The sequence below is a fragment of the Pantoea sp. X-Soil-OKNW-713 genome (assembly GCF_059730685.1).
Window position 1 is genome coordinate 3,332,742 of record NZ_AP035995.1, and the last position, 18,824, is coordinate 3,351,565.

Annotated in this window: 19 protein-coding genes and 1 other RNA gene; 9 read left to right on the forward strand and 11 right to left on the reverse strand. The window is 49.0% G+C overall.

All coding sequences use genetic code 11. The annotated features are described in order from the left end of the window. Positions 1-110 precede the first annotated feature (110 nt). From rseC to rpoE, 4 genes are read right to left on the reverse strand one after another with little or no spacing between them, the layout of a single operon-like run. On the reverse strand, positions 111-575 hold the full coding sequence (rseC, locus tag AC6I8R_RS15600; RefSeq protein ID WP_021184387.1) for a SoxR-reducing system protein RseC: 465 nt from the start codon (positions 573-575) through the stop codon (positions 111-113). After that, positions 572-1,528 carry a sigma-E factor regulatory protein RseB gene (gene rseB, locus AC6I8R_RS15605; RefSeq protein ID WP_021184388.1) on the reverse strand — a complete coding sequence of 319 codons (957 nt, stop codon included), beginning with the start codon at positions 1,526-1,528 and terminating at the stop codon, positions 572-574. The genes rseC and rseB overlap by 4 nt, the downstream gene beginning before the upstream one ends. Then, complete coding sequence (gene rseA, locus AC6I8R_RS15610) at positions 1,528-2,184, reverse strand: anti-sigma-E factor RseA (RefSeq protein WP_021184389.1); 657 nt, start codon at positions 2,182-2,184, stop codon at positions 1,528-1,530. The genes rseB and rseA overlap by 1 nt, the downstream gene beginning before the upstream one ends. Positions 2,185-2,211: 27 nt before the next feature. Beyond that, positions 2,212-2,790, reverse strand: a complete 579-nt coding sequence (rpoE, locus tag AC6I8R_RS15615) for an RNA polymerase sigma factor RpoE (protein WP_010617748.1) — start codon at positions 2,788-2,790, stop codon at positions 2,212-2,214. A 444-nt stretch (positions 2,791-3,234) separates the two neighbouring features. On the opposite strand from rpoE, the gene nadB reads away from it, so the two are divergent. Beyond that, positions 3,235-4,854, forward strand: a complete 1,620-nt coding sequence (nadB, locus tag AC6I8R_RS15620; protein ID WP_497832556.1) for an L-aspartate oxidase — start codon at positions 3,235-3,237, stop codon at positions 4,852-4,854. Here nadB and trmN read toward each other — a convergent pair. Then, entirely contained in the window at positions 4,839-5,588 is a 750-nt protein-coding gene (gene trmN, locus AC6I8R_RS15625) for a tRNA(1)(Val) (adenine(37)-N(6))-methyltransferase TrmN (RefSeq protein WP_021184392.1), read from the reverse strand. The genes nadB and trmN overlap by 16 nt on opposite strands. Before the next feature lie 156 nt (positions 5,589-5,744). On the opposite strand from trmN, the gene srmB reads away from it, so the two are divergent. Further along, positions 5,745-7,073, forward strand: a complete 1,329-nt coding sequence (gene srmB, locus AC6I8R_RS15630; protein WP_021184393.1) for an ATP-dependent RNA helicase SrmB — start codon at positions 5,745-5,747, stop codon at positions 7,071-7,073. Between the two features lie 207 nt (positions 7,074-7,280). On the opposite strand, the gene grcA is transcribed toward srmB, so the two are convergent. Further along, complete coding sequence (grcA, locus tag AC6I8R_RS15635; protein WP_208723786.1) at positions 7,281-7,664, reverse strand: autonomous glycyl radical cofactor GrcA; 384 nt, start codon at positions 7,662-7,664, stop codon at positions 7,281-7,283. A gap of 267 nt (positions 7,665-7,931) precedes the next feature. On the opposite strand from grcA, the gene ung reads away from it, so the two are divergent. Then, positions 7,932-8,609 (forward strand): uracil-DNA glycosylase, encoded by a 678-nt coding sequence (gene ung / locus AC6I8R_RS15640; RefSeq protein WP_021184395.1) that lies wholly within the window; start codon positions 7,932-7,934, stop codon positions 8,607-8,609. Between the two features lie 45 nt (positions 8,610-8,654). On the opposite strand, the gene grpE is transcribed toward ung, so the two are convergent. After that, positions 8,655-9,233 (reverse strand): nucleotide exchange factor GrpE, encoded by a 579-nt coding sequence (gene grpE / locus AC6I8R_RS15645; RefSeq protein WP_036626478.1) that lies wholly within the window; start codon positions 9,231-9,233, stop codon positions 8,655-8,657. A 122-nt stretch (positions 9,234-9,355) separates the two neighbouring features. Between grpE and nadK the strand changes: the two genes are divergently transcribed. From nadK to bamE, 3 genes are all read left to right on the forward strand, one after another. Then, positions 9,356-10,234: an NAD(+) kinase gene (gene nadK, locus AC6I8R_RS15650; RefSeq protein ID WP_021184397.1), complete on the forward strand. Its 879-nt coding sequence runs from the start codon at positions 9,356-9,358 to the stop codon at positions 10,232-10,234. Positions 10,235-10,319: 85 nt separating this feature from the next. Further along, entirely contained in the window at positions 10,320-11,981 is a 1,662-nt protein-coding gene (gene recN / locus AC6I8R_RS15655) for a DNA repair protein RecN (RefSeq protein WP_208723783.1), read from the forward strand. 189 nt (positions 11,982-12,170) lie between these two features. Beyond that, positions 12,171-12,518, forward strand: coding sequence for an outer membrane protein assembly factor BamE (bamE, locus tag AC6I8R_RS15660; RefSeq protein ID WP_021184399.1), 348 nt, complete (start codon positions 12,171-12,173; stop codon positions 12,516-12,518). Positions 12,519-12,570: 52 nt separating this feature from the next. Here bamE and AC6I8R_RS15665 read toward each other — a convergent pair whose 3' ends face one another. Beyond that, positions 12,571-12,861 carry an RnfH family protein gene (locus tag AC6I8R_RS15665; RefSeq protein ID WP_021184400.1) on the reverse strand — a complete coding sequence of 97 codons (291 nt, stop codon included), beginning with the start codon at positions 12,859-12,861 and terminating at the stop codon, positions 12,571-12,573. Beyond that, positions 12,854-13,288 carry a type II toxin-antitoxin system RatA family toxin gene (locus AC6I8R_RS15670; protein ID WP_013510141.1) on the reverse strand — a complete coding sequence of 145 codons (435 nt, stop codon included), beginning with the start codon at positions 13,286-13,288 and terminating at the stop codon, positions 12,854-12,856. Before AC6I8R_RS15670 ends, AC6I8R_RS15665 begins: the two co-directional genes overlap by 8 nt. A gap of 159 nt (positions 13,289-13,447) precedes the next feature. Here AC6I8R_RS15670 and smpB point away from each other — a divergent pair, with 159 nt between their 5' ends. From smpB to AC6I8R_RS15685, 3 genes are all read left to right on the forward strand, one after another. Next, complete coding sequence (gene smpB / locus AC6I8R_RS15675) at positions 13,448-13,930, forward strand: SsrA-binding protein SmpB (protein ID WP_021184401.1); 483 nt, start codon at positions 13,448-13,450, stop codon at positions 13,928-13,930. A 43-nt stretch (positions 13,931-13,973) separates the two neighbouring features. Beyond that, positions 13,974-14,363, forward strand: a transfer-messenger RNA (tmRNA) gene (ssrA, locus tag AC6I8R_RS15680). Positions 14,364-14,555: 192 nt separating this feature from the next. Next, a complete protein-coding gene (locus tag AC6I8R_RS15685) occupies positions 14,556-15,749 on the forward strand; it encodes an integrase domain-containing protein (RefSeq protein ID WP_497832557.1) in 1,194 nt (397 codons plus the stop codon). A 26-nt stretch (positions 15,750-15,775) separates the two neighbouring features. Here the strand turns inward: AC6I8R_RS15685 and AC6I8R_RS15690 are convergent, their stop codons facing one another. Both AC6I8R_RS15690 and AC6I8R_RS15695 read right to left on the reverse strand, forming a co-directional pair. Further along, the gene (locus tag AC6I8R_RS15690; protein ID WP_497832558.1) at positions 15,776-17,431 is read right to left on the reverse strand and encodes an ATP-dependent nuclease; all 1,656 of its coding nucleotides are present in this window, start codon (positions 17,429-17,431) and stop codon (positions 15,776-15,778) included. A 12-nt stretch (positions 17,432-17,443) separates the two neighbouring features. Further along, entirely contained in the window at positions 17,444-18,514 is a 1,071-nt protein-coding gene (locus AC6I8R_RS15695; protein WP_497832559.1) for a hypothetical protein, read from the reverse strand. Positions 18,515-18,824 lie beyond the last annotated feature (310 nt).

Genomic DNA, 18,824 nt, shown 5'->3' on the forward strand with positions numbered 1-18,824 from the left:
TATTACACTGTTAACGCCTTGCGTTAAAGAATGGAACTGCGGGGAATCGCAACAGATTTCAGCGGCTAAACGCCGTGAAAAAGGCCGCGTTCGACGCGGCCCGGCAAGTATCAAACTTCAGTTTCAACCCGCATGGCATCAGGAGGCAAAGCAATATTGAGGATTACCGGCTGAAAAGCCTCACGCTCACCAAACACCGATGAAACGCCTTTTGCCACAATAAAGCCACCCACTCCACCCAACAGCGCGCCACAGGCGGAAGCCAGATCGCTATGGAACAGCATCTGAAACAGACCTGCGACCAAAAACAGGCCAAACAGCGGCGTCATATAAACCAGCAGTGCTGAGCCTAACAAACTGCTTTCGCGAATCCCCAATTCGATACGCTGACCTGGCTGCAACGGTTCGGGGCTGGCGATCTCCATCACATGCGCATTTTTCGGCCCCAGCTTATTCAGCATATGGCTGCCGCAACCTTTACGCGCCGAGCAACTGTTGCAGGAGGTTTTCGCTTCGGTATGTAGCGTCGCGATACCCTCTTTCCACGCCACCACAGTGGCCCATTCTCTCATCATTTTGCTGATCCCGAATCAATGCTGTCCGCAATACGTTTTGCTGTGGTCGGTGGAATCTCACCCACCACGGTAATCTCGTTATTATTGCGCACTTCAGTCTGCACCGTACGACGCCCAGTGCGCAATGTCTGCGCCACGCTGTTTTTATCTGCGGGAGTAATGTTAATCGCAAAACTAAACAGGCCATCGCTGTAGAGACGGGATTCAACGGTTTTATTCAGCGCCGGAATATCTCGGCGACTCTGAGAGATGAGGGTCATCCCTGCCGGAAGCCATGTTGGCTGCCAGTTGAGCTGCACTTTATCGCCCGCCGGTAATGATAATGTTGGCGGCAGATTTGCTTTCTCCAGCCCCTGCATCAGATTGCGCACACCTTCATCAACGGCAAAACTGATAACCCGGAACTGTTCCAGCGTTTCGCCATCACGATCCAGCAGGTCAATGCGTAACGGCAGCTTGGTATCAACATCCAGCCACACCACATAGCTGTAGCGCGAACCGTCGCGTGAGACGATGCGCACCACCTCACACAACTGATCAGCGATGCGTGACCGACCAACGGGAATGAAATCGTAGGCATCGCTCAGGCGTGAGAAGTCGGCAAACATCAACGGTGGCAGGGCATCCACAATATGGTTGCCGGGCAAGGAGAACGGATCAAGGCCGGGTTCAAAGTAGCTGATATCGTTACCACGCTGAATCACCTCACGACGTGGCCCGTCCATCTGCAACAATTGAGCAAAGATACGATTGTCGATAACCGCATGGCGATAACGCAAGGACTCAATGCCAAGCCGGGAGACATTGATGTAAGCGAATTCATAATTGAGGGACTGGCTTGCTTGCTCCATCTGCTGTAACAACGCCCCGGACGCAGAAGTCTGCGCCGGGGCGGTAGATGTATAAAGCAGGCTGCCTGCCAGCAGGCTAACGGCACACCAAAGCTGCTTCATTACTGCTGCTGAATTCCTAACGACTGATTACCGGGAACATTCGCTTGCGCCTGTTGCGGATCGTTCTTCTCAAACTGAACCTGATCGGCATGCAGACGACGTTGCAGCTCATAATCTTGCAGCATCGCGTTGATACGACGACGCTGTTCCTGCACCTGCTGGTTTGAACTGTTGGTATCAAACGCATCAGACGGCACACCCAGACTAACCGGTGAAGCCTTGCCCATCATCGGCAGCGTATTAAACACTGGCGAATCAGACGATTCGGTTGCGTTGCTACCCGCAGGCTGATTGTAGTGCTGAACACCGACAATCACCGCCAACGATACACAGGCTGCTACGCCAACCTGCGCCAGTTGCGCAGTCCAGGAACCGGACTTACGCCAGAACGGCATTTTCTTCCAGCGCACCGGTTCGGGTTGTGCTTCCGGAATCAGCGAAGTCACTTTACGCACCGGTTCATTTTCGATGGCTGCCGCCACGCGCGCGGAGATATCAAAATGCAGCACTTCACCCACATCGCCCCGCAGGGTGTCGCGGATTAGATGGTAGCTTTCCCAGCTTTTTTGCAGATTCACATCCCTTGATAACGACGCCAGTAGCTCGTTATCTAAAGTTTCACCATCCATTAAAGCGGAAAGTTTTTCTTTCTGCATGCTTTGGTACCCTTCCAGTAGCCGTTATCACTGACGTTGGATAAGCGGTTGAACTTTGTTATCAATAGCCTCTCGCGCACGGAAGATACGAGAACGTACTGTACCGACCGGGCAATCCATGATGGCGGCAATCTCTTCGTAGCTTAACCCATCCAGTTCTCTGAGGGTGATTGCCATACGAAGATCCTCAGGAAGCGCCTCAATGGTACGAAAAACAATTTGTTTCAGTTCGTCAGACAACATTAAGTTCTCAGGGTTCGAAATTTCTTTTAATGCACCCGCACTTTCGAAGTTTTCCGCATCAATTGCGTCAACATCACTCGACGGCGGACGGCGCCCCTGAGCCACCAGATAATTTTTTGCTGTGTTCACCGCAATACGGTACAGCCATGTGTAAAACGCGCTGTCGCCACGGAATGATTCCAGTGCGCGATACGCTTTTATAAAAGACTCCTGTACCACATCCGGCACATCGCCCGATGGGACATAACGTGAAACCAGGCTCGCCACTTTATGCTGGTATCGAATCACCAGTAAGTTAAATGACTTTTGATCTCCCTTCTGAACCCGTTCAACGAGAACCTGATCCGTTAACTGCTCGCTCATCCGAGGTAATGTCTCCCCAAACTCTTTTTTTATGCGTAAATGAACTGCCAGCACATCTCATTGTTCTGAGCAAGCATGCGCTTAGAGTCATATTCTGGCATGAAGTTCACCACGACCTGAAAATTTTCCGTATCGGAACCCAGACGCTGTTGTTGTTGATTGTCTTTCAGTGTAGCGATTTGCCGCGCTGGCAGCCTCATATCCGGCACCGATAATCGCTGGCAGAGTAACCTATGACGCCACGATTTTCATCTGTATTACCTGAATTTTCAGTAAGTTTGGTATAAAAAACACGTAAAGGTTATTTTCAGACATAACTTACTGAAATCGCGCAATTATCGCCGGGAAACGCCGAATTCCTCGACAAAACCTGTTTAAAATACTTCACAGAGTTGGCATCCGGGCTTATGCTCTGAACACCTTTTGTTTAGTAAATTAAACATCATGACTTCCCAATCCGATTATCAGTGCGACGTACTTATCGTCGGCAGCGGCGCTGCTGGCCTGTCACTGGCGCTGCGCCTGGCGCCGCATTATCAGGTTACGGTCCTGAGTAAAGCGCAGGTGAATGAAGGTTCAACGCTCTACGCACAAGGCGGCATCGCAGCGGTGTTCGATGAAACCGACAGCATTGAATCGCATGTGGAGGATACGCTGATTGCCGGAGCGGGGTTATGCGATCGTGCTACCGTCAATTTTATCGCCAGTAACGCACGCGACTGCGTGCAATGGTTGATTGATAATGGCGTGGCGTTCGACAAAGAACCGCAAGCTGATGGTGAAGCTCGCTACCACCTGACACGCGAAGGAGGCCACAGCCATCGGCGCATTTTGCACAGCGCTGACGCCACCGGTCGCGCGGTGGAAACCACGCTGGTTAGCCAGGCCCTCAGTCATCCCAACATCCGCATTCTTGAACGTACCAATGCTGTTGACCTGATTCTTTCCGATAAAATCGGCGTACCCGGACCACGTCGGGTTGTCGGGGCCTGGATCTGGAACCGTAACCGTGAGCAGGTTGAAACCTGCCGGGCGCGCGCGGTGATCCTCGCAACCGGCGGGGCCGCCAAAGTGTATCAATACACCACCAACCCGGATGTCGCATCCGGCGATGGCATTGCTATGGCCTGGCGTGCGGGTTGTCGGGTAGCGAATCTGGAATTCAATCAATTCCACCCCACCTGTCTGTTCCATCCACAGGCTCAAAATTTCCTGTTAACTGAAGCATTACGAGGCGAAGGGGCATGGCTACTGCGCCCGGATGGCACGCGCTTTATGCCTGACTTTGATCCCCGTGCCGAACTGGCACCGCGCGATATCGTAGCGCGAGCCATTGACCATGAGATGAAGCGTCTTGGCGTGGACTGTATGTATCTCGACATCAGCCATCAGCCGGCCAGTTTCATTCGCGCGCATTTCCCGATGATCTATGAAAAATTGCTGACTTTCGGCCTCGATTTGACCAAAGAGCCGATCCCGATCGTTCCGGCGGCTCACTATACCTGCGGCGGAGTGATGGTTGATCAGCAGGGGCGTACTGATGTCGATGGCCTGTATGCGATTGGTGAGGTGAGCTATACCGGCCTGCATGGCGCCAATCGCATGGCTTCGAATTCGTTGCTGGAATGCCTGGTCTATGGCTGGTCAGCCGCCGAAGATGTGATCCGCCGGCTACCCGGTATAGAACAGGTTAATCACCTGCCTGCCTGGGATGAAAGCCGCGTGGATGACGCCGATGAGCGCGTGGTGATTCAACATAACTGGCACGAGTTGCGGCTGTTTATGTGGGATTACATGGGCATTGTGCGCACCACCAAACGGCTGGAGCGCGCATTACGTCGTATCAACTTACTCCAACAGGAGATAGACGAGTACTACGCGAATTTTCGCCTGTCCAACAACCTGCTGGAGTTACGTAATCTGGTGCAGGTTGCTGAATTGATGGTGCGTTGTGCGTTGGAACGTAAAGAGAGTCGAGGCCTGCACTATACGCCGGACTATCCGGATTTGCTGCCGGATGCGGTTCCGACGGTACTGGCTCCGCCCCACTACATGAACAGGTAGAAATCACGCGTCAGGCTGCACCAGTCCTCCGAGTATTGGGTGTTTTCATCGCGTATCGCCAACCGCTCTATCAGTTGTTCTCCCATGCAGGGGGAAAAACCCAATAGCACACGATGAGGCGGGCGCTGAGCATACTCGGCAACGTCATAACGAAAACGCAGATGCCAGCCATCTTGCTGCGCCTGTTCAATCATACTTTGGCCCAGTGATTCTGGCAGCACCACGCAAAAGAAGCCTTCTTCTTCTATTAGCTGGGCGGCACAGCGCAACAAAGTATGATGATCCAGGGTGTCGGTCGAACGCGCGGTCGCACGCTGCGGCGTGGCACAGGCCACACCGGGAGCAAAATAAGGTGGGTTGCTGACGATCAGGGAATAGCGTTGTTCACAAGCATCGGCCCATTGCACGATATCTGCCTGATGGATTGTTACCCGCGATGGCCAGGGCGAGGCCTGCACATTCTCCTGCGCCTGCTGGGCCGCATCAGCATCCAGCTCAACCGCATCTATCTGCACGTCATCCGGCGTTCGCTGAGCAATCATTAAGGCTATCAGGCCGCTACCGCTACCAATATCCAGCACGCGTCGCACACCCGCCACCGGTGCCCATGCGCCTAACAAAATACCGTCGGTGCCAACTTTCATTGCACAGCGATCGTGGGCAATAAAAAATCGCTTAAACGTAAAACCATTTTTTTGTAACTGAGGCCGCGGATGCGGCGTCGTTTCTGTCATTCTCTGCAACCACTCAACAAATCCTGCCCAATGGCAGAGCTTCAGTGTAACGTGACAGAGCAGGGAAAACATCTCCTGGCATGGCGAGTTGGCACACAAACAGATGAAGATTATGTTTGTTCTGTCTATAATCAGCGCCCCAAACTGAGGTAGACCATGACCGTAACCACATTCTCCGAACTCGAACTCGACGAAAGCCTGCTGGATGCCCTGCAGGAAAAAGGCTTCACGCGCCCAACAGCCATCCAGGCTGAGGCCATCCCTGCCGCTCTGGAGGGCCGTGACGTACTGGGTTCAGCGCCGACCGGAACGGGGAAAACCGCAGCCTATCTGCTGCCGGCTATGCAGCACCTGATCGATTTTCCACGTAAAAAATCAGGCCCGCCGCGCATTTTAATTTTAACGCCCACGCGTGAACTGGCGATGCAGGTTGCCGACCACGCGCGTGAGTTAGCGAAACACACGCATCTGGATATCGCCACCATCACCGGCGGCGTTGCCTATATGAACCACGCTGAGGTATTCAGCGAAAATCAGGACATCGTAGTCGCGACCACTGGTCGTCTGCTGCAATACATCAAAGAAGAGAACTTTGATTGCCGTGCAGTAGAAACCCTGATCCTGGATGAAGCTGATCGCATGCTGGACATGGGCTTTGCCCAGGATATTGAAACTATCGCGGGTGAAACCCGCTGGCGTAAACAGACGATGCTGTTCTCCGCCACGCTGGAAGGCGACAGCATTAAAGATTTTGCCGAGCGTCTGCTGAACGATCCGGTATCGGTTGATGCCGATCCCAGCCAGCGTGAGCGTAAGAAAATTCAGCAATGGTATTACCGTGCCGACGATGTTGAGCATAAAACCAAATTGCTGGTGCACCTGCTGAAGCAGCCGGAAGTGACGCGCTCGATTGTGTTTGTACGTAAGCGTGAACGCCTGCATGAACTGGTGACCTGGCTGCATGAAGCTGGCATTCGCTGTAGCTATCTCGAAGGCGAAATGGTGCAGGCTAAGCGTAACGAAGCGCTGAAGCGTCTGAATGATGGTCGCGTTAACGTGCTGGTAGCGACCGACGTTGCTGCACGCGGGATTGATATCGAAGACGTCAGCCATGTCTTCAACTACGACATGCCGCGCACTGCGGATACCTATCTGCACCGTATCGGACGCACCGCACGCGCCGGACGCAAAGGAACCGCGCTGTCACTGGTTGAAGCACATGACCATGTGTTGCTGGGTAAAATCAGCCGCTATATTAATGAGCCGTTGAAACCTCGTACCATTGACGAGCTGCGCCCAGAATCGCGTGCACCAAGCGCAAAAGTCACCGGTAAACCGTCGAAAAAAGTGCTTGCGAAGCGTCAGGAGCAGAAAGAGAAAGAAGCCGAGAAACCGCGTGTGAAGAAACGTCACCGCGATACTAAAAATATCGGTAAACGCCGCAAACCGAGCGGTTCCGGGACATCGGGACAGAGTGCGGAATAAATCAGCACCCTGACGAAAATGCCGCCTCATTTGAGGCGGTTTTTTTATTTTTGACTGCCCAAAACAGACACTTCACTCTACTTCTTTACTCAGGCTCGATGAAGTAAGCCATCTGACTCGCGGACCAAAATGAAAAGGCCGCACCGGTATGCACCAGCACGGCCTTTATTACTGTGTGTCTTTTCGTCAGTGGTACAAAAAGCCGAATTACAGGCTTTCGGTGAAAGTACGGGTGATCACATCACGTTGTTGTTCTGGTGTCAGGGCATTAAAACGCACCGCATAGCCTGATACGCGAATGGTCAGCTGCGGGTAATTCTCCGGATGTTTCACGGCATCTTCCAGAGTTTCACGGCGCAGGACGTTAACGTTCAGATGCTGACCACCTTCAATACGCACCACCGGTTTTTGCTCCAGCGGAATTTCGCGGTAAGCGATTTCACCCAAATCGCTGATAGCAACGACCTGATCTTCTGCAAAATCACCTTTAGCACACAGGCAGCGCGCTTCGGATTTTTCATCATCCAGCAACCAGAAAGAGTTCAGCAGTTGCGGGTTATTGGTTTTAGTAATTTGAATACCGGTAATCATAGATGGCCTCCTGAGCCTGGCGCTGCCGCAGGCGAACAGCGTGGTTATCGAAATTTTGTGATGCTCAGGTATAGCACTGCAACAATCCAGCCGTTTTGACCTGCATCAATTTCATCCAGCCACATTCTCGGCCTCGACACCTAATAAATTGATTTGAAATAATTTTCTCATTTAAATTTTTTTTGTAAATTCTCAAATTTTTTTAACCTTCTGCTCCCTGCCAGGACGCGTTAAGCTAAGCGCAATTTTTTTGGCAGGGAGTCAATAATGAGCGAGAAGCTGACCTGGCACGATGTGCTGGCTGAAGAGAAACAGAAACCTTATTTTGTTGAGACGCTGACAGCGGTCGCCAACGAGCGTGCTGCGGGCGTCACTGTCTATCCGCCGCAAAAAGATGTCTTTAACGCCTTTCGACTGACCGAATTGGGCGATGTCAAAGTCGTGATATTGGGCCAGGATCCTTACCACGGCCCTAATCAGGCGCACGGACTGGCTTTTTCAGTGCTGCCCGGCGTCGCCATTCCCCCTTCGTTGTTGAACATGTACAAAGAGCTGGAACAGGATATTCCCGGCTTTATACGCCCACAGCACGGCTTTCTGGAAAGCTGGGCAAAACAAGGGGTGATGTTATTAAATACCGTGCTAACGGTGCAGGCGGGTCAGGCGCACTCCCATGCCCGCTTTGGTTGGGAGACCTTTACCGACAATGTCATTAGCGCTATCAATCAGCATCGTGAAGGGGTGATTTTTCTTCTGTGGGGGTCACATGCGCAGAAGAAAGGAAGCATCATCGATCGTCAGCGCCATCATGTGTTGAAAGCACCGCATCCCTCGCCACTCTCCGCGCATCGCGGTTTTTTTGGCAGCAAGCATTTTTCACAAGCCAATGCATTGCTCAGCCAGGCAGGACAAACCCCTATCGACTGGACACCAGTGTTACCTTAAACAAAAACGGCCGCGTCAGGCGGCCGTTAACTATTGTGCGAGAAATCAGCTTTTCGCTTTTGCCACAGCAACCATTGCCGGGCGCAGCAGGCGACCGTTCAGGGTGTAGCCTCGCTGCATCACCATCATGACGTGATTCGGTGCAACCTCTTCAGATTCCATCATCGACATCGCCTGATGTACATCAGGGTTGAAGGGTACGTTGGTTTCACCTACCACTTCGACACCAAATTTACGCACCGCACCCAGCAGTGATTTCAGCGTCAGTTCGATGCCTTCAATCATTGATGCCAGCTCAGAATTCTCTTTGTCTGCCACTTCCAGCGCACGCTCCAGGCTATCAATCACCGGCAGCAGCTCGTTGGCAAATTTTTCCAGCGCAAATTTGTGCGCTTTTTCCACATCCATTTCAGTACGACGACGGATATTTTCAATCTCCGCCTGCGCACGCAGTTGCGCATCACGCACGCCAGACTGCGACTGGGCCAATTCAGCCTCCAGTTGCGCGATACGTTCATCACGCGGATCCACCTCAGTTGCTGTCTCTGCGTCCAAGTGCTGTTGATCCTGTTGAATTTCGTCTGAGACTTGCTCGTTTGGGGTGTTCTGTTCTTTACTACTCATGAATTTCTCCGCGTTTTGCACATTCATCTCGCTGTTCGCTTATTATGGGGATCAGTTTGACGGTTTCAAGGGAACCCATCACATTGCCTGGCCGTTTTGGCTTATGAGGAACACCAGCTCAAATGAATAAACACTTTAACTGCATTGGGATTGTTGGCCATCCGCGTCATCCTACTGCGTTAACCACCCATGAAATGCTCTGGCGCTGGCTGACAGCAAAAGGCTATGAGGTGATTGTCGAGCAGCAAATTGCACGCGAACTTTCGCTAAAAGATGTACAGACCGGTTCACTGGCGGAAATTGGCCAACGCGCCGACCTGGCCGTTGTTGTCGGTGGCGATGGTAATATGCTTGGCGCTGCACGCGTGCTGGCGCGTTATGACATCAAAGTGATTGGCATTAACCGCGGAAATCTTGGTTTTTTGACCGACCTTGATCCTGACAACGCGCAACAGCAGTTGGACGATGTCCTGGAAGGTGACTATTTCATCGAGAGTCGTTTTTTACTGGAGGCGCAGGTATGCAAAGAAGATTGCTCCCCGCGTATTGGCAGTGCCATCAACGAAGTGGTGCTGCATCCGGGAAAAGTGGCACATATGATCGAATTTGAAGTTTATATCGATGAAGTATTTGCCTTTTCACAACGTTCCGATGGCCTGATCATTTCAACCCCCACGGGTTCAACAGCCTATTCGCTCTCCGCTGGCGGCCCGATTCTTACGCCTTCGCTGGAAGCGATTGTCCTGGTGCCAATGTTTCCACATACCTTGTCGGCACGTCCTTTAGTGATCAACAGCAGTAGCACCATCCGCCTGCGTTTCTCTTCCTTACGCAGCGACCTGGAGATCAGTTGCGACAGCCAAATTGCGCTACCGATTCAGGAAGGGGAGGACGTATTGATTCGGCGCAGTGCCAATCACCTCAATCTAATCCACCCAAAAAATTACAATTACTTCAACACATTAAGCTCAAAACTCGGCTGGTCAAAAAAATTGTTCTGAAAATCACCCATCACCACTTTACTGGATAAAAAACCAGTTTATACTGTATGAAAAACCATATCTGTTTTTCTATACAGGTGAATGTATGCTGGCACAACTGACCATCAGTAATTTTGCTATCGTTCGTGAACTGGAAATCGATTTTCATCGTGGCATGACGGCGATCACCGGTGAAACCGGCGCAGGAAAATCTATCGCTATTGATGCACTTGGTCTGTGCCTTGGTGGCCGTGCTGAAGCAGATATGGTACGCCAGGGGGCGAGTCGCGCAGATATTTGCGCGCGCTTTCAACTGAAAGCCTCCCCTTCGGCCCAACGCTGGCTGGCAGAAAACCAGCTGGACGATGGCAACGAATGTTTATTACGCCGTGTGATCAGTGCCGATGGCCGTTCTCGTGGTTTTATTAACGGCACGTCGGTTCCTCTCTCTCAACTGCGCGAACTCGGCCAACTTCTCATCCAGATTCATGGCCAGCATGCTCACCAGTTGCTGCTCAAACCCGAGCACCAAAAGCATCTGCTGGATGCCTACGCTGCCCACGACGATGCGCTGGCTCAGATGCGTGTCCATTATCAGCACTGGCACCAGAGTTGCCGCGCCCTGGCTCAACATCAACAGTTATCACAGGAACGTGAAGCACGGCGCGAACTGTTGCAGTACCAGTTGAAAGAACTCAATGAATTTGCGCCTCAGCCCGGCGAGTTCGAGCAAATTGATGAAGAATATAAACGTCTGGCTAACAGCGGGCAGTTGCTTTCCACCAGCCAACAGGCCTTGCAAATTTTGGCCGACAGCGACGACACCAACATGCAAAGCCTGCTTTATAGCGCACGCCAGATGTTGAGCGAGTTGGTCAGCCTGGATGATAAAGTCAGCGGTGTGTTTAACCTGCTCGAAGAAGCCGCGATTCAATTGAGTGAAGCCAGTGATGAACTGCGCCACTATTGCGATCGTCTGGATCTCGACCCCAATCGCCTGCACGAACTGGAACAACGCCTGTCCCGGCAGATTGCTTTGGCACGCAAGCACCACGTTACACCCGAAGCGCTGCCTGTACTCTATCAACAACTGTTGGATGAATCAGAGCAACTCTCGCAGCAGGAAAGCGATCAGGAAACGTTGCAGGCTGCCGTTGGCGCTCATCATCAGGCAGCCCTGGCAAGTGCCGAAATGCTGCATCAGCAACGTGAAGGGGCAGCCCGCGAGCTGACGCATTTAATTACCCAAAGTATGCGTACGCTGGCGATGCCACACGGTGAATTCGCCATTGTTCTGGAGTTTAACCCGGATCAACTGACCGCCGAGGGCGCCAGCCGGATCGATTTTCGCGTCACAACTAACCCAGGACAACCGTTGCAACCGCTGGGTAAAGTGGCCTCAGGGGGCGAACTGTCACGTATCGCGCTGGCTATTCAGGTCATCACCGCGCAGAAAATGGAAACCCCGGCGATGATTTTCGACGAAGTGGATGTCGGCATTAGCGGCCCTACCGCTGCGGTTGTCGGCCAGATGTTGCGCCAGTTGGGTGAATCAACCCAAGTGATGTGTGTAACGCATCTGCCACAAGTGGCTGGTTGCGGCCACCAACATTTCTTCGTCAGTAAAGAGACTGATGGCGCGATGACCGAAACGCACATGCAGCCGCTGGATAAACGGGCACGTCTGCAAGAACTGGCGCGTTTGCTGGGCGGTAGTGAAGTTACACGCAACACGCTGGCAAACGCGAAAGAACTTTTAGCAGCCTGATACCGCACTTTTTTCCGGCCCGGTGGTCATATGCTTGCTCTGTAGAGGTTTCAAATAGCGAAAAGGTTTATTATCATCGGCAACTTATGTCGCCAGAGTAATAAAGCCTGCCGCAGGCAGAGTTCAGAATTTGATGGCAAAAAAACAGCCTGATGAAAAGGCGTTTGGCCCCAGAAAAGGAATGTATAGATGCGCTGTAAAATGCTGACTGCCGCGGCAGTGGTAATGTTGATGATGACCGCCGGATGTTCCACTCTTGAGCGTGTTGTGTACCGCCCGGATATCAATCAGGGGAACTATCTGGTCGCCAACGATGTGGCTAAAATCCACACTGGCATGACGCAGCAGCAGGTGGCGTATACCCTCGGAACACCGATGATGCGCGATCCTTTTGGCAGCAATGTCTGGTACTACATCTTCCGTGAAGAGCCGGGTCATGAGCGCGTAAGACAGCAAACTCTGACGCTGACATTTGACAGCAACGGCGTGTTGACCAACATCGACAACAAACCACGTCTCACGGGTAGTGAAGGCTGATGAGTTGCAACAAAAAAGGCGCCTGAGCGCCTTTTTTGCTTCTGCGATTTCGCTATTTCTTTTCAGCAGCTCGTTCTGCCCGCTGGCGTCGCATCTCTTTAGGATCGGCAATCAATGGACGATAGATTTCTACCCGATCACCATCCTGTAACAGATCATCCAACTTCACCGGACGACTGTAGACGCCGACTTTATTGCTTTTCAGATCGATATCTTTGCGCAATGACAACAGCCCCGAGGCCTTAATTGCCTCTTCAACCGTTGCCCCTTCTGCCAGCGTCACCGTGCGCAGATACTGTTTTTCTGGTAGCGCGTAAACCACCTCAACCGATATATCAGGCACGATAAACCTCTTTGGCGCGCTGGGTAAAAGCCTGCACCATACTGTTGGCCAGCTCTTTAAATACGCGACCAAACGCCATTTCTACCAACATATTGGTGAATTCAAAATCTAAGCTCAGTTCGACCTTACAGGCATCATCGCCCAGCGAGACAAATCGCCATCCGCCGCTCAGCTTACGAAAGGGACCATCGACCAACTGCATATGAATGCTTTGGTTGCTGGTTAAGGTATTACGCGTCGTGAAGGTCTTACTGATGCCTGCTTTGGAGACATCAACAGCAGCAGTCATCTGGTTTCCGCTGTTATCCAGCACCCGACTGCCGGTGCAGCCCGGTAGAAATTCTGGATATGAATCCACATCATTCACGAGCTGGTACATCTGTTCAGCGCTATAGGGGACCAGCGCGGAACGACTAATCTGGGCCATAATGGTTCCTGTTCATCACAAAACCGTTAAATAATATCATTTTCGGCTATCAAACAAAAATTCACGGGTATGCCAGCTGTGCTAAAATAACCCGTTTTTTACCGCCCCGCAGGACAGGGGATGCGTCCACAGACTGAGTGATGTAGACTACGCCGCACTATGACAAAGAAAAAAGCCCACAAACCTGGTTCAGCCACTGTTGCCCTCAATAAACGCGCTCGCCATGAATACTTCATTGAAGAAGAGTTCGAAGCGGGATTGTCGTTACAAGGATGGGAAGTCAAATCTCTCCGCGCCGGCAAAGCCAACATCAGCGACAGCTACATTTTGCTGCGCGATGGCGAAGCTTATCTGTTTGGCGCAACTTTTCAGCCGCTGGCTGTGGCCTCAACGCATGTGGTATGCGACCCAACCCGCAACCGCAAACTGCTGCTGAAGCAGCGTGAACTCGATTCGCTGTATGGCCGCGTCAATCGTGAAGGTTATACCGTGGTCGCGCTGTCGATTTACTGGAAAAATGCCTGGGCCAAACTGAAGATTGGTGTGGCACGCGGTAAGAAAGAACATGATAAGCGCGATGACATCAAAGAGCGTGAGTGGAAGCTGGATAAAGCGCGAATCATGAAAAATTCCAACCGCTAAGGGATGGAATCAGCGGAATTTTTTGCTATAATCATTAGTTCCTGGGGCTGATTCTGGATTCGACGGGATTGTGAACCCTTAGGTGCATGCCGAGGTGCGGTAGGCCTCGTAAAAAAACCGCAAAAACATAATCGCAAACGACGATTACAACGAATCTGCTAGCGAACTCGCGTTCGCAGCTTAATCAGCTTAATAAACTGAAGATTCCCTCTCTCCCTAGCCTCCGCTCTTAGGACGGGGATCAAGAGAGGTCAAACCCAAAAGAGATCGCGTGGACGCCCTGCCTGGGGTTGAAACGTTAAATCCAATCAGGCTAGTTTGTTAGTGGCGTGTCCATCCGCAGCTGACAGGCGAATGTAAAGATTGGACTAAGCATGTAGTGCCGACGGCGTAGTAATTTCGGACGCGGGTTCAACTCCCGCCAGCTCCACCAAAATTCTTCAAAGATGGTTCCAGAGCCATCCGCAGAAGTCCTGAAAGCCCGCACGGCACAAGCCCTGCGGGCTTTTTTGTGTCTGTAACCTTCCGACACGATCCTCCTGAATCCAGAGATAATTGGTACACGTTTAGGTACACGCTATAATGTGGGCCAAAAACGTGTACCAATTATGGACGGAAATCAGTCATGGCGCGGATTACACGCCCCCTCACTAACAACGAAATCTTAAAAGCTAAGCCTCAAGACAAGGACTACACACTGCATGACGGTGATGGGCTTTTCATTCTGATCAAAACATCAGGAAAGAAACTGTGGCGTTTTCGCTACCAGCGTCCAGCAAGTACTAGCCGCACAAACCTCAGTCTTGGCTCCTACCCAGCTCTAACGCTTGCTGCTGCAAGGCAAATGCGTGATCAACACTTATCACTGCTTGTTCAAGGGATCGATCCTCAGAAACAGCAAGATGAAGTTTCTGAGCAACGCCAAATAGAGCTGGATAGCATTTTTTCGGTTGTAGCTGAGAGGTGGTTCCAGATTAAAAGCACAAGCGTCACTGAGGATTATGCGAAGGATATTTGGCGATCGCTGGAGAAAGACATCCTCCCTACGATTGGTGAGATTCCTGTTCAAACACTCAAGGCCAGGATGATTGTTGAAGCACTAGAGCCAATTAAAGCTCGCGGGGCGCTTGAGACAGTTCGCCGTCTAGTTCAGCGTATTAACGAGATCATGATTTATGCAGTCAACACGGGATTGATTGATGCGAATCCTGCTTCTGGCGTCGGTATGGCTTTTGAAAAGCCAAAAAAACAAAACATGCCAACATTACGACCGGAAGAATTACCCAAATTAATACGCTCTTTGAATATGTCAAACCTATCCGTTCCCACTCGTTGCCTTATTGAATGGCAGCTACTGACACTTGTGCGTCCCTCCGAGGCCTCTGGTACTCGATGGTCGGAGATTGATTTCAATGCAAGAGCTTGGACGATTCCGGCTGAACGGATGAAAGCTAAGCGAGAGCATATTGTCCCTTTATCTTCACAAGCGTTAGACATCCTTGAGGTGATGAAACCAATTAGTATTCATCGTGAGCATGTTTTTTCGAGTAGGAATACTCCAAAACATCCTATGAATAGCCAAACTGCGAATGCGGCCTTAAAGCGCATTGGTTACGGGGGAAGACTTGTTGCTCATGGCTTACGGTCGATTGCAAGCACAGCATTAAATGAGGCGGGTTTTAATTCTGATGTGATTGAAGCAGCATTAGCTCATAGTGATAAAAACGAAGTTCGCAGGGCTTATAACCGCTCAACATATTTAAAACAAAGAAAAGAACTTATGGAATGGTGGGGGGATAAAGTATATAGCAAACCTTAACCCCCCAATATTAACGTGATGGGAGATTAAACATCATCCCATCTTTTTTTAAAATCCACTTCTGAAACATAAAACCCCGAATGGGTTCCATCTTCAATTCTTTTTAAAGAATTCCTGAATAAATCATACTTTCCATCGCCATCATAGTCCTTATTAGTAATGTGTTTAAAAAGATTATAAGGCTTATCTTTTGTTGGTTTTTCGCCAAAATAAAAACCCTCAAAGTCAGGATAATGAACTAAGGTTTTTACTCTCCCGTCTGTATCATCTGCTGCCTTACGTATGCTATAGTTTATAGACCACATTGCATTTTTTTTACCACCATCATTAAACTTTTCGTCTAAATCATGCACTGCTATTGCCCGACCTTCAAATTGATTAAATATTTTAATAAAGGTTGGTATGTTTGCCTTGCCTCTACAATTAATAACACAATATTTGTGGTTCAGCTTTTCAGCAGAAATCAAATGTTGGTAAGCTAAGAATTCAGTATCCCCTTCAACGAGAAACGCATTCTCGTAAAAGAAGAACTCATTAACGGTAGGGCAGCATTTAACCAAGGTTTTTATGTTATCTTTTTCAACTTCACTAAAGCTAACTTTATCAGTTTGGAAGTATCCAAGTTTATTATTTTCATTACTAACCCGGATAAGGGTAGTATGAGGGTTTGTGAGATCAATAAAAATAGGAGAGTGCGTAGTGCATAAAACTTGCCATTCTGGCAGTTTTGACAGTGAATAAATAGCTTCACTAACCGATCTTATGACAGATGGGTGCATATTCATTTCAGGTTCATCAATTAAAAGTATTTTAGGCTTTTCAGATGAAATCGCAGTTTTACCTTTTTTTAGCATACCACGTGAACTTAACGTTTTAATGGACGCCCATAGAAATGCTCGCTGAACACCTGAGCCTTGATGTGTCAAGGGTGAGCTATTTCCGTTAGTCTCGAAATAAAATCGGCTACCTTCTTTTATTGCTTTTTCAGGTTCGAATTTACCCACCCCTGTTTCAAATCTTACTTTTAAACCATTAAACATTAACTCAACGTTATCTTCAATGCCCTGGCTTATTTCTTTAATACTATCGTCGAGTTCAACTTCAATTTCCTTTGCTAAAACCTGTATTTCACCTAATATTTTTGAGACTTTAGACTTATCGGCTTTGATTTTTTTTAAAGCGTTAGATGCGATTAAGTCTTTCACAATCTGTTCAAGTGTGGAAGGTGAGTCGTTTGGATTGATTCTGATTGGAGTTGGTAGTCTACTAGCGAGCATTGTATTCCATCCTCCAGCCCCCCCTTCCTTCCAATCATTAATTTTATTACTAAAACTATACTTCTTTCCTGATTCATCTGCTTTATTCCATACAACCTTGAATTTTGCACACTCTCCAAAATCAGGATCATTTGTAATATGCCATTCTCTACCAATCGTATCTATATCATCCTGAGTAATATCGACAAAAACACCTGTAATTTCGATAGGAATACTTTCATCACGATTGTGGAAATCATCAATAGTTCTTGCCGACCCAATTGAATGATAAGCTTCATAAGCATCTAATACTGTGGATTTACAGCAATTATTTCGACCTATTAATATTACAACATTATCAATTAATATTTTTGTCTCAGAGGAAATCCCCTTAAAGTTTTTAACAATTAGAGCACTAAGTTTCATAATAACTCCTTTTCAATTGTTTATTTCTTGTGCGTAAATTATTACACGATCTCCATAGTCGGTAACTTTAGCTTGCTCATACATTAATTCAACCTCATCATAGCTAAATGTCCTTGAGCCTATTTTCCCTCTATTAAAAAGAATCTCAAACATTTCACTCGTAAGAGAAATATCTTTAAAAGACTCATATTCAAGTAACACACCACCTTTTGGCCCTGTGGTTAAACAGTCCTTAATGGCACATATAGGGAGATGTTCACCATAAGATATAAGCTTTTGATCTGCTTTTTGCAATTTATCGGTTGGTCTAATAAATGCTGAACAAAATGGGAATCTATAGTGTTGATCACCATATCTTGCACAACAGGCATCTTTATCGCAAAGAAATTTCTTCATCTTATCAATTTGGGATAACATTCTTTCATCCGTAAATGCCAATTTTCTGTTCTCCCATATTTTATATTGCACAGCAACTATGCTTATCCTTTCATTTTTAACATCATGCCGTTCATATAAAATATCTGCGCCCGTAATGTGCTCCGGTCTCTCGGGATGCAGAACGCGCAATCTTAATGCTTTACCGTCAGATAAGTGGAAGTCTTTAGCTGCTTGATTGTTCGCTAAACTCTTTATACCTCGATCTACATTATACGCATCTCTGAAAATAAGCTGAGTCTCAGTATGTGGCTTTATAATTAACTCATCTTTTACATTGTTTACTTGGATTAAGCGCTTTTTTAATTGGTCTACCCTACTACTATTAGTTGCCAGACTAAGCAACCCTTTTAATTCTTCTATATCTTTTTCAACAATTTCTATTGCTGGAACTTCAATGTTTTGCCTAAGAGATAAGAGCTGTGCCTTTTGTCTATACTCCTTACATAGATCACTTTCAAATTCTCTTCTTAAGATGCTTATTTCTGGGCCTAATAACTCTGGATAAAGAACGCCCCCCAAGTCCAAAACATTAGAATAGGTTGATTTAGCCATATCATTATTAGTGGCTAGCTTCACCATGCCTCGGATTGCATTTACTGTGATCCACTCAGTGTTCAGCCTATCCAAATCGCTTTCTTCTTCCATTCCCACCTCCCTTGTATTGATTAGCATTAATTACACTTATATTTAGAATTTTCAATAGCTGTTTAAATACACATATTGGTAGCAAACCTAAGCCAAGGAGATTCAAATCTTGAAAACCTCATCGCGCGCAATGCTATCCCCGCCACGCCTGCCCGCTTTATGCATCGCTTTTCATGCAGGTGCATGATGCGGGACGGGCCGCGCGCGGTATGACCTGAACAGGGGAAAACGGTGCATGATTTTACATGCAGATTCATGCACGCCATGCATGCATCACTCTTTACAAAGCGGCTGGCCAGAAAAAGGGCTT

Coding starts and splice junctions, on each gene's coding strand:
- bamE (WP_021184399.1), top strand. CDS start 12,171: ATGCGCTGTAAAATGCTGACTGCCGCGGCAGTGGTAATGTTGATGATG.
- rseA (WP_021184389.1), bottom strand. CDS start 2,184: ATGCAGAAAGAAAAACTTTCCGCTTTAATGGATGGTGAAACTTTAGAT.
- grcA (WP_208723786.1), bottom strand. CDS start 7,664: ATGATTACCGGTATTCAAATTACTAAAACCAATAACCCGCAACTGCTG.
- AC6I8R_RS15690 (WP_497832558.1), bottom strand. CDS start 17,431: ATGAAACTTAGTGCTCTAATTGTTAAAAACTTTAAGGGGATTTCCTCT.
- trmN (WP_021184392.1), bottom strand. CDS start 5,588: ATGACAGAAACGACGCCGCATCCGCGGCCTCAGTTACAAAAAAATGGT.
- grpE (WP_036626478.1), bottom strand. CDS start 9,233: ATGAGTAGTAAAGAACAGAACACCCCAAACGAGCAAGTCTCAGACGAA.
- AC6I8R_RS15695 (WP_497832559.1), bottom strand. CDS start 18,514: ATGGAAGAAGAAAGCGATTTGGATAGGCTGAACACTGAGTGGATCACA.
- AC6I8R_RS15670 (WP_013510141.1), bottom strand. CDS start 13,288: ATGGCCCAGATTAGTCGTTCCGCGCTGGTCCCCTATAGCGCTGAACAG.
- ung (WP_021184395.1), top strand. CDS start 7,932: ATGAGCGAGAAGCTGACCTGGCACGATGTGCTGGCTGAAGAGAAACAG.
- nadK (WP_021184397.1), top strand. CDS start 9,356: ATGAATAAACACTTTAACTGCATTGGGATTGTTGGCCATCCGCGTCAT.
- rseB (WP_021184388.1), bottom strand. CDS start 1,528: ATGAAGCAGCTTTGGTGTGCCGTTAGCCTGCTGGCAGGCAGCCTGCTT.
- AC6I8R_RS15685 (WP_497832557.1), top strand. CDS start 14,556: ATGGCGCGGATTACACGCCCCCTCACTAACAACGAAATCTTAAAAGCT.
- recN (WP_208723783.1), top strand. CDS start 10,320: ATGCTGGCACAACTGACCATCAGTAATTTTGCTATCGTTCGTGAACTG.
- smpB (WP_021184401.1), top strand. CDS start 13,448: ATGACAAAGAAAAAAGCCCACAAACCTGGTTCAGCCACTGTTGCCCTC.
- nadB (WP_497832556.1), top strand. CDS start 3,235: ATGACTTCCCAATCCGATTATCAGTGCGACGTACTTATCGTCGGCAGC.
- srmB (WP_021184393.1), top strand. CDS start 5,745: ATGACCGTAACCACATTCTCCGAACTCGAACTCGACGAAAGCCTGCTG.
- rseC (WP_021184387.1), bottom strand. CDS start 575: ATGATGAGAGAATGGGCCACTGTGGTGGCGTGGAAAGAGGGTATCGCG.
- rpoE (WP_010617748.1), bottom strand. CDS start 2,790: ATGAGCGAGCAGTTAACGGATCAGGTTCTCGTTGAACGGGTTCAGAAG.